Source organism: Actinoallomurus acanthiterrae (genome assembly GCF_054775715.1).
The window spans coordinates 10389777-10402720 of the sequence record NZ_BAAHCO010000001.1 but is presented as its reverse complement, the minus strand read 5'-3'; the positions used below and the strand labels follow the sequence as shown (position 1 = coordinate 10402720).

At 70.9% G+C, this 12944-nt stretch carries 11 protein-coding genes and 1 tRNA gene; 7 read left to right on the top strand and 5 right to left on the bottom strand.

What is annotated here, in order from left to right; genetic code table 11:
- Window positions 1-4: 4 nt before the first annotated feature.
- Window positions 5-454 (top strand): hypothetical protein, encoded by a 450-nt coding sequence (locus ACYVF7_RS49055; RefSeq protein ID WP_460353337.1) that lies wholly within the window; start codon window positions 5-7, stop codon window positions 452-454.
- Between the two features lie 129 nt (window positions 455-583).
- Here ACYVF7_RS49055 and ACYVF7_RS49050 read toward each other — a convergent pair whose 3' ends face one another.
- Complete coding sequence (locus ACYVF7_RS49050) at window positions 584-1384, bottom strand: endonuclease/exonuclease/phosphatase family protein (RefSeq protein ID WP_460353335.1); 801 nt, start codon at window positions 1382-1384, stop codon at window positions 584-586.
- Between the two features lie 56 nt (window positions 1385-1440).
- Window positions 1441-2955, bottom strand: a complete 1515-nt coding sequence (locus ACYVF7_RS49045; protein ID WP_460353333.1) for a P-loop ATPase, Sll1717 family — start codon at window positions 2953-2955, stop codon at window positions 1441-1443.
- Between the two features lie 210 nt (window positions 2956-3165).
- Between ACYVF7_RS49045 and ACYVF7_RS49040 the strand changes: the two genes are divergently transcribed.
- Window positions 3166-3795, top strand: coding sequence for a GAP family protein (locus ACYVF7_RS49040; protein ID WP_460353331.1), 630 nt, complete (start codon window positions 3166-3168; stop codon window positions 3793-3795).
- Here ACYVF7_RS49040 and ACYVF7_RS49035 read toward each other — a convergent pair.
- Complete coding sequence (locus ACYVF7_RS49035; RefSeq protein WP_460353328.1) at window positions 3788-4327, bottom strand: NUDIX hydrolase; 540 nt, start codon at window positions 4325-4327, stop codon at window positions 3788-3790. The genes ACYVF7_RS49040 and ACYVF7_RS49035 overlap by 8 nt on opposite strands.
- A 111-nt stretch (window positions 4328-4438) precedes the next feature.
- Window positions 4439-5746: a zinc-dependent metalloprotease gene (locus ACYVF7_RS49030; protein WP_460353326.1), complete on the bottom strand. Its 1308-nt coding sequence runs from the start codon at window positions 5744-5746 to the stop codon at window positions 4439-4441.
- Between the two features lie 89 nt (window positions 5747-5835).
- Between ACYVF7_RS49030 and ACYVF7_RS49025 the strand changes: the two genes are divergently transcribed.
- From ACYVF7_RS49025 to ACYVF7_RS49015, 3 genes are all read left to right on the top strand, one after another.
- Complete coding sequence (locus ACYVF7_RS49025; RefSeq protein WP_460353323.1) at window positions 5836-6921, top strand: NAD-dependent epimerase/dehydratase family protein; 1086 nt, start codon at window positions 5836-5838, stop codon at window positions 6919-6921.
- A gap of 285 nt (window positions 6922-7206) precedes the next feature.
- On the top strand, window positions 7207-7629 hold the full coding sequence (locus tag ACYVF7_RS49020) for a molybdenum cofactor biosynthesis protein MoaE (RefSeq protein ID WP_460353320.1): 423 nt from the start codon (window positions 7207-7209) through the stop codon (window positions 7627-7629).
- Between the two features lie 261 nt (window positions 7630-7890).
- Window positions 7891-8943 carry a YlbL family protein gene (locus tag ACYVF7_RS49015; protein ID WP_460353317.1) on the top strand — a complete coding sequence of 351 codons (1053 nt, stop codon included), beginning with the start codon at window positions 7891-7893 and terminating at the stop codon, window positions 8941-8943.
- 173 nt (window positions 8944-9116) lie between these two features.
- Here the strand turns inward: ACYVF7_RS49015 and ACYVF7_RS49010 are convergent, their stop codons facing one another.
- Entirely contained in the window at window positions 9117-9617 is a 501-nt protein-coding gene (locus ACYVF7_RS49010) for a PPA1309 family protein (RefSeq protein WP_460353315.1), read from the bottom strand.
- A gap of 118 nt (window positions 9618-9735) precedes the next feature.
- Between ACYVF7_RS49010 and ACYVF7_RS49005 the strand changes: the two genes are divergently transcribed.
- Window positions 9736-12654 (top strand): UPF0182 family membrane protein, encoded by a 2919-nt coding sequence (locus ACYVF7_RS49005; RefSeq protein WP_460353312.1) that lies wholly within the window; start codon window positions 9736-9738, stop codon window positions 12652-12654.
- A gap of 112 nt (window positions 12655-12766) precedes the next feature.
- Window positions 12767-12843: transfer RNA gene (locus ACYVF7_RS49000), tRNA-Met, on the top strand.
- The last annotated feature ends 101 nt before the right edge of the window (window positions 12844-12944 follow it).

The window sequence follows — 12944 nt, the reverse complement described above, 5'->3', positions numbered from 1 at the left end:
GCCGATGGCCTTCCTGCCTGAGCCGACGGCCTTCCCGCAGCGCCTGCGTGCCCGTTTCGTGGCCGCGCTGTACGTGTGGCTGCCGCGCGGCCACTACGGCGTCACCACCGAGGTCGACGACCCGGTTCTCGAGGCCGCCTGCACCTGGTTCGTGGCGCAGATGTACCAGCTGGACGAGGCGCAGAAGGTCGTCCTGGTGCACATGGTCGTCGAGACCAGCGGTCACCTGTTCGGGGCGGCCGCCGCCGACATTCACGGACCGGACGCCGGCGAGGACGACTTCTTCGCCCTGCACGCCGTGGCGGACGACGATCACCGTCGGATCGGGCGGCACCGGCTGGCCGACCTGCCCCCCTCGGAGTTCCCCCGGCTCCGGGCGACCTGTCGGCAGGCCTGGGACCAGATCGACCTCATCCACGAACGCATCGCGGCCTGGACCCTCGAAGGGCGCTGACCGATACGCGACCGCCCGGCCGCGGGCCGCGATCCGGTGGCCCACCGTCCACGCCCCGCCTTCGAGGCGGAGAAAGGCGAAGGCGGTTCGTGGCGCCCCCCGACCGGCGGTGACGACGCCGGTAGTGGCTCAGTAGCGGAGGTCGGCGAGGACGCCGTAGTGGTCCGACGGCAGGACGCCGTCCACCGGCTCGGTGCCGATGACCTCGCAGTGCACGGGATGGCCGGCGCCGCCGGGCCGCGGCCAGGCGGAGAACACGTAGTCGATCCGGCGGTCGGGCCACAGCAGGGGCACCGCCCAGGAGTTGGTGCGCGCCCAGGTGTACCCGGGGCCACCCGTACCGGCCGTGGCCCAGGCGTCGTAGAAGACCAGGTCCGGCGCTGCCGTCTCGCGCTTGCCGGTCAGCATCCGGATCTCGTCGCTGTCGGGGTCGGCGTTGAAGTCGCCGCACAGGATCGTCGGGTGCCGGCGGTCCTGCGTCCCGGCGATGAGGGCGCCGATCTCCCGTACCTGCACCTGGCGCACGGCACCGTCCTCCAGCCGCCACGCGAGCGCGGCCAGGCAGAGCCGCACGGGGCCGCGCGGCCCGTCGATCTCGGTGTACAGCACGTCGCCGCCGGTCTCGCCCGAGCCGGAGAACCTGCGCCACTCCTGGCGAGTGATCGGCCAGCGGGACAGCACGGCGATCCCGGCGGGCACCCCGTCGACCAGCACGTCTCCGCCGAAGACGTGGTGTGGCATTCCGAACCGCTTCTCCTGCCCGCCCCACGCCTCGACCAGCGCGACGATGTCCGGATCGTGCTTCGCGAGGGTCGCGCGGATGGCTCCTTCGCGACGTTCCCAGGGCCCATAACGACCCCAGATGTTCCAGGTGACCACCCGCAGTGTGGTCTCCACGAGCGGTCCGTACGGTTGCGCGATGTCCTCCATGCCCGTCCCTGTCCTCGATGCCGGCGAGGCAGGGATCATCACCGTACGGCGGAGCTCTAATCGCCGTTGCGGCGCTGGACGCCGAGGTAGGCGCGGAACATCGGGTGCACCTGGAAACGCTGCACCGCGGCGAGGTTGAGGTGTTGCACCTGGTGGACGCCGATGAACGCCCTCTGGCCGCCGTCCGCGTCGGAGTCCCCGACGGGCTGGGCGGTGAGGAAACCCGTCTGCCAGAGGATCTCGATCAGGCCGTCCGGGTCACAGAGCGGCAGCCAGGAGGAGGCGCCGTTCGTCGGGATCTCGCCCAGCACCAGCTCCAGGCACAGCAGCTGCAGGTCCTCCCGTTCGAAGGCGTGGTCCCGCCCGCGGAACACCTCGAACACGCCGAGCAGGCCCGGGTACTGGAAGCGGTACTCCGCGGCGATGTCCTTGGTGCGCTCCTCGGAGTAGCCGCGCTCGGCCAAGCGGATCGCCTCGTACGGCAGCGGAAGGGTCGGCGTACGGTCCCGGGCGACCTCGAGCACCGTCGTGCAGAACTCGATGATCTCGCGCGGCCGGTAGAGGGTGCGGTCGGCGACATAGCGGAACGAGCTGTCCTCCGGCGCTCCGGGAAGCGGGGCGAACACGGCGTTCCAGCACGTCAGGTCGTCGGCGCGGTCGAGGACCTGCGCGTCGTAGCCCATCTCCCGCGCGGAGTACCGGATGCGCTTGGCGATGAGTTCGAGGAGGGAGTCCTCGCTCCACCGGATCGTCTCGAGCAGGTCCCGGTACTTCTGCGCGTCCTCGTACAGGGCCGGGATGTCGTCGTACAGCTCCCGCCGCAGGGAGATGTACACCGACAGGTTCCGGTGCAGCGCGTTGACGGAGACGCAGGCCTGGAACAGCCCGGCCACGAACGCCTTCGCGTCCTCGGAGGAGTCCCAGCCGCGGTCCAGCTCGTCGACCACGATGGTGACGCGCTGTTTGTCGAGGACCTTCCTCAGCGCGGGCAGCAGGGAGTTGATCTCCTCGAGCTTGTAGAGCCGGTCCAGCTCCCGGGTCTTCGCGCCGGCCTCGATCGGGCCGAGCTTGATGTTCTCCAGCCGTTTGAGGTACGAGACGAGGACCGACAACCGGCCCATCTGGACGTTGGCGTGGTTGTTGCGGATGTATCCGTGGATCTCCGCGCCCGCTCCCTTCGCCAGCCTCATGCCCTTCCGGGCGATCTCCTTCATGACCAGGACGTAGAGGAGGTACTTCCAGGCGGCGGCGTACGCGCCGTGCTTGGCCCACGACCCGGCGTTCTCGGCGGCCATCGTCGAGCTGAGCAGTTCGTACGAGTAGTCCTCCGGGGACAGCTCGATGACCCGGTTGCCCGCGGTGCGCTCGCGCTTGGCGACCACCTGGAAGATGGCGCTCTTGCCCGACCCGCGGTTGCCGAGCAGCACCGTCTTGGCGCCGGAGTGGACGCGGTGGTACGCGGCGGACTCGACGAAGCACTTCTCCAGGCCGCGCCCGATGTCGCGCTCGGCGGACGGCGCGCCGAAGTCGAGGCCGTCGAGGATCTTGGGGGACAGGACCAGTCGCGCCATGACTCCTCCACCGCCCGAGGACATCAATGGAGATCTTCGCACGGGCGGACGGAAGTGAGGAGAGCGATATCTCCGGCGTACGCCCGGAACCTCGGCGATCCGGTGCAAGGGGGAAGCGGTGCGTCCGGGGTGAGCCGCCCGTACGACGGGTAAGGCTCCATCCGACGGCATGGGCGGCCCTGGGACGAGGCGGAACGACGTCCGGAGACCATGACCATTCACGTCCTGCCCCTCGCGATCACCATGATGGCGGGGCCGCAGATCATCTCGGCGATCATCTTCGTGACGGCCGGGAGGCCGATCCGGCTGTCGCTGGCGTTCCTGGCCGGGGTGCTGGCGGCGACGGTGGCCGGGGTGGCCGTCATGCGAGGCGTCGCCGAGCTGCTGGGATCCGCGGTCTCGATGGGCGACTCGCAGCACAAGGGCGGGGTCGGCCGGATCATCGAGCTGATCCTCGTCCTTCTCCTGCTCCTGCTGGCGGTGAAGAACTACCTGGGGCGCGCGACCGCCGAGCCGCCGCGCTGGCTCACGACCCTGCTGACGGCGACGCCCCTGCGGGCCCTGGCGACCGGCCTGCTCGTGATCCTCGCCATGCCCTCCGACCTCATCGTCCTGCTGACCGTCGGGCTCGATCTGAAGCGGAGCAACGCGGGCCTGGTCGACGCGGTGCCGTTCGTGGCGGCCACCCTGGTGATCGCCGCGCTGCCGCTGCTGGCCTACCTCGTCTTCCGCCGCCGCGCGGAGCACGCCATGCCGAAGGTCCGCGACTGGCTGGACTCCCACAGCTGGCTGGTCAACGTGATCGCCTGCCTCATCTTCGTCGCGCTGATCCTCAGCTGATGCCCTGCCGGCGGGTGTGGGCGACCAGACGGCGCAGGGCGTCGTCGGTCTCGTCGGGGAGCGCGTCGACCGGGAACCAGCGCAGGTCGTCGGACTCCTCGCTGATCCGCTCTCGTGCGCCGGCCGGGGCGACAGCGACGTACTGCACGTCGAGGTGGTACGACCCGCCGTGGCACCAGACCCGGTGCCGGTCCAGGTGCACCGGGCCGGGCAGCAGGCGCAGGCCGTCGATGCCCGACTCCTCGGTCGCCTCGCGCAGCGCGACGTCGGAGATGGTGGTGTCCCGCGGTTCGCAGTGGCCGCCCAGCTGCAGCCACAGGCCCGCCTTGGGGTGCAGGGTCAGCAGCACGCGCTCGCCGGACGGGTCGAGCACGATCGTGCTGGCCGTCAGGTGACCGGGCACGCATTCGCGCCACATGGCGTTCTCGTGCGCCGACAGGTGCGCGAGGAAGTCCTCGCGCAGCAGGTCCTGCCCGGCGTCGGGCGCGTCCCAGTCCGACAGCGCGCGTACGGCGTCGGCGTGCAGTGTCATCGTCACCTCATGCGTCGGCGTGCGGTGTCGTGTGGCCGCGCGCCGGGTACGTCCGGGCGGCGCCGAGGCCGCCGAAGGCATGCCGGAACCGGCGCCGTCCGGTTCAGCGGGTCAGTCGCGTGAGCCCGGGGAGTCCTCGCCGGAGCCGTCGGAGTCGTCGTCCTCCCGCTCGGTGAACTGGGAGATGTCGAAGTCGGCGCCCGCGCCCTCGACGAACGCCTGAGGGTTCTCCAGGTCGTCGGCGGTCGGCATCAGGTCCGGGTGCGCCCACACGGCGTCGCGCCCGTCGTTGCCGCGCGCCTCGCCCAGGGCCTTCCACAGGGCGGCCGCCTCCCGCAGCCGCCGGGGCCGCAGCTCCAGGCCGACGAGCGTCGCGAACGTGCGCTCGGCCGGACCGCCGGTCGCGCGGCGGCGGCGAACCGCCTCGCCGAGCTTGTCGGCGGATGGCAGCCGACCGGCCGCGGCGGCCGTGACGATGGTGTCGACCCAGCCCTCGACCAGGGCCAGCGCGGTCTCCAGGCGGGACAGCGCGGCCTTCTGCTGCGGCGTCTCCTCCGGGGTGAGCGCGAGCTCGCCGCCGAGCGCCTCCTGCAGGGCCTCGGGGTTGGTCAGGTCGGCCCCGGAGATGGCCTCCTCGATCTTGGACAGGTCCACGGTGATGCCGCGCGCGTAGTCCTCGACCGCGCCGAGCAGGTGGGCGCGCAGCCACGGGACGTGCCCGAACAGCCGCTGGTGGGCCGCCTCGCGCAGCGCCAGGTAGACGCGCACCTCATCGGCGCTCACCTCCAAGCCCTCACCGAACGCCGCCACCCCGGCCGGCAGCAGCGCGCCGACGCCCTCGGGGGCCAGCGGCAGCCCGACGTCGGCGGAGCCGACGACCTCCAGGGCCAGCCCGCCGAGCGCCTGCCCGGCCTGCCCGCCGACCATCGCGCCGGACATCTGCCGCATCATGCCGACGAGCGGGCCGGCGACGGCCTTCATCTCGTCGGGCATCGCGTCGCCCATCGAGTCGACCATCCGCGCGGCGATAGGGTCGCAGACCTTCGACCACACCGGCAGGGTGTTCTCGATCCACTCCGACCGGCTCCACGCCTGCGGGTTACGGATGCCCGCCGGGAGGGTGGTCGCCTCGTCCAGCCAGAGGTCGGCCAGCCGCAGTGCCTCGACGACCGCACGGCGCTCGGCGTCGACCACCGAGGGGTCACCTCGCTCGACGACCGCGTGCCGGGCGATGTCCTTGGCCAAGTCCCAGTTCAGCGGGCCGGAACTCGCCGACTGACCGGACAGCATGTCGGCGAACTGGTGGAGCATGGCGGCGAAATCCTGCATGCCACCCGCGCCGAAGGGGTCCTGGTTTCCGGGATTGTTCTCATCGCCGGGCTCTCCCGGGCGGTTGAACCCGAAGGGGATGTCGCTCACAGGCTCGACCTCAGGCAGGATGAATGGGTCACAACCTTCACGTTAGCCGGTCGACGGCCGGGGGTGTGCGTTAGGAGGACTCGCTCGACTTGAGTACACGAGAGGTTCGCCCACGGCGTAGTACGGGGCCGGTCGTCGCCGTCACGGGAGCGGCCGACGGCATCGGACGTGCCCTGGTCGCCAGGCTGGCGGACTCGGGGGACATCAAGAAGGTCGTCGGGCTCGACGACCACCGGGGAGACGTGTCCGGAATCACGTGGCGCGTGGTCGACATCCGCGATCCCCAGCTCGCCAACCGGATCTCCGACGTCGACGTGATCGTCCACCTCGACATGGACCTGTCCCCGGACACCGATCACCGTGAGCGCCGCGCGTACAACGTCCGCGGCGCGCAGACCGTGATCACCGCCGCGGCGGCCGTCCGGGTCCGCCGGGTGATCGTCGTGACCAGCGCCATGGTGTACGGCGCGCAGGCCGACAACGCGGTGCCGCTTCCGGAGGACTCCCCGCTCGCCGCCGAGCCCGACGACGGGATCGTCGGCGACCTCCTGGAGATCGAGGATCTCGCGGCGATGGCGCCGGTGGCGCACCCCGGCATGACCGTCACGGTCCTGCGGCCCGCCGCGCTGGTCGGTCCCGGCATCGACACCGTGGTGACCCGGCACTTCGAGGCGCCGCGCCTGCTCACCGTGAAGGGCACCGCCCAGCGCTGGCAGTTCTGCCACGTCGACGACCTGGTCAGCGCGCTCGAGCTCGCGATCACCGGGGACATCGGCGGCCGCCTCGCCGTCGGCTCCGAAGGCTGGCTCGAACAGGACGACGTCGAGGAGGTCACCGGGCGGCGGCGGTTCGAGCTCCCGGCGGCGATCACCTTCGGCACCGCGCAGCGGCTGCACCGCATCGGCGTCACCCCGGCGCCGGCCACCGACCTGCACTACGTCGTCTACCCCTGGGTGGCTGACTGCGCGACGCTGCGCGCGGCGGGCTGGAAACCGGCGTACGACAACGCCGAGGCGCTGACGGCGCTGCTCGAGGAGGTCGCCGGACGGCACGCGGTGGTCGGGCGCCGGCTGGCCCGGAAGGAGGCCACGATGGCCACGGCCGCGGGCGCGACGGTCGCCGTCATCGGCACCGCCGCGATCGTCCGCCGCGCCCGCCGGAAGCGCCGGAGCTAGCTCCGCCGCAAGGATCCGAGTCGGCTCCGCCGGGAGCGCGGGAGTCGGCTCGGCTGGAAGCGCCGGAGTCGGCTCCGCCGGAAGGACCGGAGTCGACTCGGCTGGAAGGGCCGAGGTCGGCTCGGCTGGAAGAGCCGAGGTCGGGAGCGAGATCTCGGCCCTCGCATCTGCCATGGGCGGCGGCTGAAACGCCTCGCGGATGCGGCCGGAATGGCGCGCTCGCCCTCGTGGTTCCGGCGCGCGGGCCCCACGGCCGCCTCCGGACCAGCGGGTACCGTTCGTCACGTGGACGTCATCCGGCTCGCCGAACTCCGTGATACCCCGCTGTCCGTCGACGAGGTGCTCGCCGCCGTCGCCGATCCGGGCGCGGGCGGCACGGCGCTGTTCGTCGGCACCGTGCGCGACGAGGATCATCGGCGCGCGGTGGCCGGGCTGTCGTACTCCGCGCATCCGAGCGCCGTCGACGTGCTGCGCACCGTGCTGGAGAAGGTCGCCGCGGAGTTCCCCCTGCGCGCGGTCGCCGCGGTGCACCGGGTCGGCGACCTGGAGATCGGCGATCTCGCCGTCGTCGTGGCCGCCGCCTGCCCGCACCGCGCCGAGGCGTTCGCGGCCTGCCGGATGCTCATCGACGACCTCAAGTCCCAGGTTCCCATCTGGAAGCATCAGCTCTTCACCGATGGGGGCGACGAATGGGTCGGAGCGGAATGACCTGCGACTGAGCGACGCGGGTTACCCTGGGTACAACGCTTCGTACCGAGGTGACGCGCATGTCCATTCTGGCGTGGTGGGCCATCCCGGTGGCCGTGGCTCTGCTCACGGGTGCCGTGCTGACCTTACGGGGGCGCCGGCCGCCTGTGCGGAGGTCGTTCGAGGAGATCGAACACTTCCAGCGGTTCCGGGACGCCATGGAGCGGCCGCGTGGCCGGACCGGGCGACGGAGGCCACGCTCGACCGCGTAGGCTTCCGGGCATGTCCCGCCGTGCTGCCACTCTGGTCGTCGCGAGCCTTTTCATCCTCTTGCTGGGGCTGGGCGCGGCGCTCCTGCCCGTCCCGTACGTCGCGCTCCGCCCCGGGCCCACCTCGGACACCCTGGGCAAGCTCGGCAAGGCGCCGCTGATCCAGATCTCGGGTGCCAAGACCTACCCGACCGAAGGGCACCTCAACTTCGTCACGGTGGCCTACCAGGGCGGTCCCGGCAACCGCATCGACCTGCTCACCGCGCTGCGCGGCTGGCTCGACCCGGACGTCTCCGTCGTCCCCGAGGAGACGATCTTCCCGAAGAACGTCTCCACCAAGAAGGTCGAGCAGGAGAACACCCAGGAGATGTCGAACTCCCAGGAGTCCGCCACCGCCGCCGCGATGCACGAGCTGCACCTGCCGACGACCACCTCCGTCCTGGTCGACTCCGTGCAGAAGGGACTGCCGGCGGAGGGCCGGCTCCGGCCGGGCGACCAGATCACCGCGATCGACGGCGCGAAGATCAAGGACATCGCCGGGGTCACCGCGACCGTGGGCGGCCGCAAGCCGGGCCAGACGGTGAAGTTCACCGTCAAGCGGGACGGCAAGGAGACCGAGGTCCCCGTCACCACGGTGGCCTCGCCGGAGAAGACGGGCAAGGCCGTCGTCGGCGTCATCCTGAAGGAGAAGTACCAGTTCCCCGTCACCGTGAAGATCAGCGTCGGTGACATCGGCGGTCCCAGCGCCGGGCTGATGTTCTCGCTCGGCATCTACGACAAGCTGACGCCCGAGGACATCACCGGCGGCAAGTTCATCGCCGGCACGGGGACGATCACGCCGGAGGGCCAGGTCGGGCCGATCGGCGGGATCCAGCAGAAGATGGTCGCCGCCCGCAACGCCGGGGCCACGATCTTCCTCACGCCCACACAGAACTGCGCGGACGCCGTCGGCGCCAAGCCCAAGGGCCTGCGGCTGGTCCGGGTGGACACCATGGACGGCGCCCTGAAGGCCCTGACCGCCCTGCGGACCGGCCAGGGGAACATCCCCGCCTGCCCGGTCAAGTAGGCGGGCGCGCCCCGCAGATCAGGGCCGAGACCAGGCGCGACCCTCAGGCCCGAGCGTCCGTCAGACGAGAGCCGGGGCCAGAGCGTCCGTCAGGGTCGTGGCCACGGCGTCCCGTCAGGTGAGGGTCGAGGCCAGGACGGCCGTCAGACCAGGGCCGTGGCCACGGCGTCCCGTCACGTGAGGGTCGAGGCCAGGGTGTCGGTCAGGCCGGGGACGAGTTCCGGGCCGGTCAGCACCTCGTCGTCGCTGTCGTGCCCGCGAAGGCGCATGGCCGAGTGACGGGAGCCGTCCCGCAGCACGCCCACCACGAGCCGTACGTCCTCGCGGCCGGGATGCCGGGCGGCCCAGGCCACCGGATCGTCGTCCGGGACCTCGTCCTCGGCGCCCTCCGGCAGGAGGATGCGCTCGAGGATCAGCACACAGCCGGCGACCTGCTCTGGCCACTCGATGCCGTGGAGGACGTCCTCTATCGGCCGATCGAGGGGCAGGTCGGGCTGTTCGAGGGCGGCGATGCCGTCGGGCTCGTCCGGGACGCCGAGCTGACGGGCGAGCTCCGGCTCGGTCCGGTTGAGCTCGGGGGCGTCCACCAGGGCGTACAGCCGGGGCGCGGCGTCCCAGCCGGCGGTGGCGGCGTGCCGTTCGAGATCGCGCACGACCTCTTCCAGTCGGGTCATCCGCCCATTTTTTCACCCTTGCCGGCCCGCTTTCGGCCACAGGCGTACAGCCGGGCGCGGGAACCCGGACCGGCCTCGGTAAGTTGCCTTCAGAGACACCCGGCGAAGGGGAGTGGCCGTGACCTTCCGAAGCCCCGGCTTTGGCGGCCGGATCCGCGTGGGCCGATCACGGCTGCTGCTGCGCGTGATCGTGATCCTGGCGATCCTCGTCGCGCTCTTCATCGCGTTCACCGCCATCTGGACCGACGTGCTGTGGTACCGCTCCGTCGGCTTCTCCTCGGTGTACACCAAGCAGCTCACGACGCGTCTCACGCTTTTCCTGTGCGCCGGTGTGCTCATGGTCCTCATCCTGGGCGTCAACATCGTCATCGCCTACCGGGTGCGCCCCCCGTACCGGCCCGTGTCGGTGGAGCAGCAGGGCCTCGACCGGTACCGCGCGGCGCTCGACCCCCACCGTCGGCTGATCGTCGCCGGGGTGCTGACGCTGGCCGGCCTGCTCGCCGGGTCGTCGCTGGCGGGTCAGTGGCGCACCTGGCTGGCGTTCCTGAACCGCCGGCCGTTCCACATCAAGGACCCGCAGTTCCACAAGGACATCTCGTTCTTCGTCTTCACGTATCCGCTGCTGCGGCTGGTGCTCGGCTTCCTGTTCGCCGCGGTGATCCTGGCGTTCATCGCGGCGCTGATCGTGCACTACCTGTACGGCGGGCTGCGGCTCCAGGGGCCGGGGGAGCGGGTCGGCACGGCGGCGCGGGCCCACCTGTCCGTGCTGTTCGGCGTCTTCGTGCTGCTGAAGGCCGTCGCGTACTGGTTCGACCGGTGGGGCCTGGCCGACTCCCAGCGCGGAGTCGTCACCGGCCCGTCGTACACCGACGTCAACGCCGTGCTGCCGGCCAAGACGATCCTCGCGGTGATCGCGCTGATCTGCGCGCTGATGTTCTTCGCCACCCTCGTCCGGCGCGGCGCCATGCTGCCCGGCATGGCGTTCGGCCTGCTCGTGCTGTCGGCCATCCTCATCGGCGGCGTCTATCCGCTGCTGATTCAGACCTTCCAGGTCAAGCCGAACGAGGTCGACAAGGAGTCGAAGTACATCGGCCGCAACATCGTCGCCACCCGCCAGGCGTACGGCGTGGAGAAGACCCAGGTCACCGACTACGTGCCGAACACCAAGCTGTCGCCGGAACAGGCGAAGCAGGAGACCTCGACCCTGCCCAACGTGCGCCTGCTCGACCCCGCCGTCGTGTCGCCGACCTACCAGCAACTACAGCAGATCAAGGGCTTCTACAAGTTCCCCAACCCGCTCGACATCGACCGGTACCCGGCGGACGGCGGCGGCCTGCGCGACACCGTCGTCGCCGTACGGGAGATCGAGGGACCGCCGTCCGGGCAGGTCAACTGGATCAACAGCCACCTCGTCTACACGCACGGGTACGGCTTCGTCGCCGCGCCCGGCAACCAGGTCGACGTCCAGGGCGCACCGGTCTTCACCGAGAAGGACATCCCGCCGACCGGCACGCTGAACGTCACCGAGCCACGCGTCTACTTCGGCGAGCGCTCGCCGAGCTACTCCATCGTCGGCGGCACCAGGCAGCGGGAGCTGGACTACCCCAACGACAAGAGCCCCACCGGGCAGACCAACACTTCCTACGACGGCAAGGGCGGCGTTCCGATCGGCTCGCTGTTCAACCGGACCATGTACGCCCTGCGGTTCAAGGAGAAGAACCTCCTGCTGTCCGGAGCGATCAACTCTGAGTCGCGCATCCTGTACGACCGCACACCCCGCGAGCGCGTGCAGAAGGCCGCGCCGTGGCTGAAGGTCGACGGCAACCCCTACCCCGCGGTCGTCGGCGGGAAGGTCGTGTGGATCGTCGACGGCTACACCACCGCCTCCGAGTACCCCTACTCCGAGCGCACCAGCCTCGACGAGGCGACCCGGGACACCAACACCCAGAGCCGCGTGTCGGTCGCGGCCCAGGCCGGGGACCGCGTCAACTACATGCGCAACTCGGTGAAGGCCACCGTCGACGCCTACGACGGCACGGTGACGCTCTACGCCTGGGACGCGACCGACCCGGTGCTCCAGACCTGGATGAAGGCCTTCCCCGGCACCGTGCAGCCGCGGTCGGCGATCCCGGCCGACCTGCTGACGCACCTGCGGTACCCGGAGGACCTGTTCAAGGTCCAGCGCCAGATCCTCGCCCGCTACCACGTCGAGAACCCGCAGGCGTTCTACGGCGGCGGCGACTTCTGGCAGATTCCCAACGACCCGACCGGTGAGGGCACCGTCGAGCCGCCGTACTACCTGAGCGTCAAGATGCCCGGCCAGAACACCGCCGGCTTCTCGCTGACCTCGACGTTCACCCCGAAGGGCAAGGTCACCAACCTCACCGCGTTCATGGCCGTCGACAGCGTGCCGACGAGCCCGACGACGTACGGGCAGATCCGCATCCTGCAGGTGCCGCGCAGCCAGGTGACCCCCGGCCCGGAGCAGGTGCAGAACACCTTCGAGAACAACCCGACCGTGTCGCAGCAGCTGACCCTGCTGCGCGGCCCCGGCTCGAAGACGGTCAGCGGCAACCTCCTGACGCTGCCGTTCGGCGGCGGCTTCCTGTACGTCGAACCCGTCTACCTGCAGGCCAACGCCGGAGCCGGCGCCTACCCGCTGCTGAAACGGGTCCTCGTCTCGTACGGCAACGACATCGGCTTCGGCGCCACGCTCCAGGACGCGCTGAGCCAGGTGCTCGGCGGCGGCGCGGCGGCGCCCTCCGGCCCGCCGCTGCAGTCCAGCGCGGACATCCGCGCGGCGATCGAGGCGGCCAACCGGGCCTACGCCGACGCGCAGACCGCCCTGACCAAGGGCGACTGGGCGTCGTACGGCGAGGCGCAGAAGCGGCTCAAGGCGGCGCTGGACGAGCTGGCCAGGCTGCAGAAGCAGAGCGGCGCCAAGCCGGCGCCGACGACCCCACCCGCCACGCCGAAGCCGACAGTCCCGGCCACCCCGCCCGCGGCGCCCACGCCGACCCCGAAGCCGACCCGCTGAAACGGACCCGGGGAAACGGACCCGGGGAAACGGACTGGGAACGGCGGGCGACGGCGGGGGAACACCGTCGATTTGCACGCGGCCCACGGGACCCATAAGGTTAAGACATCGCCGCGGGGTGGAGCAGCTCGGTAGCTCGCTGGGCTCATAACCCAGAGGTCGCAGGTTCAAATCCTGCCCCCGCTACCACGATGAGAGGCCCAGAGGATCATCCTCTGGGCCTCTTGTCATTTGATCGTGCTTCTTCCTTGATCCGCTTGCGCCTCCCCCGGGCCGGGCCGGAGGCTGGA

Excerpts from the sequence above, each read along its gene's own strand:
- ACYVF7_RS49010 (WP_460353315.1), bottom strand. The coding sequence starts at position 9,617 with ATGACCCGACTGGAAGAGGTCGTGCGCGATCTCGAACGGCACGCCGCC.
- ACYVF7_RS49055 (WP_460353337.1), top strand. The coding sequence starts at position 5 with ATGGCCTTCCTGCCTGAGCCGACGGCCTTCCCGCAGCGCCTGCGTGCC.
- ACYVF7_RS49050 (WP_460353335.1), bottom strand. The coding sequence starts at position 1,384 with ATGGAGGACATCGCGCAACCGTACGGACCGCTCGTGGAGACCACACTG.
- ACYVF7_RS49035 (WP_460353328.1), bottom strand. The coding sequence starts at position 4,327 with ATGACACTGCACGCCGACGCCGTACGCGCGCTGTCGGACTGGGACGCG.
- ACYVF7_RS49040 (WP_460353331.1), top strand. The coding sequence starts at position 3,166 with ATGACCATTCACGTCCTGCCCCTCGCGATCACCATGATGGCGGGGCCG.
- ACYVF7_RS49015 (WP_460353317.1), top strand. The coding sequence starts at position 7,891 with ATGTCCCGCCGTGCTGCCACTCTGGTCGTCGCGAGCCTTTTCATCCTC.
- ACYVF7_RS49045 (WP_460353333.1), bottom strand. The coding sequence starts at position 2,955 with ATGGCGCGACTGGTCCTGTCCCCCAAGATCCTCGACGGCCTCGACTTC.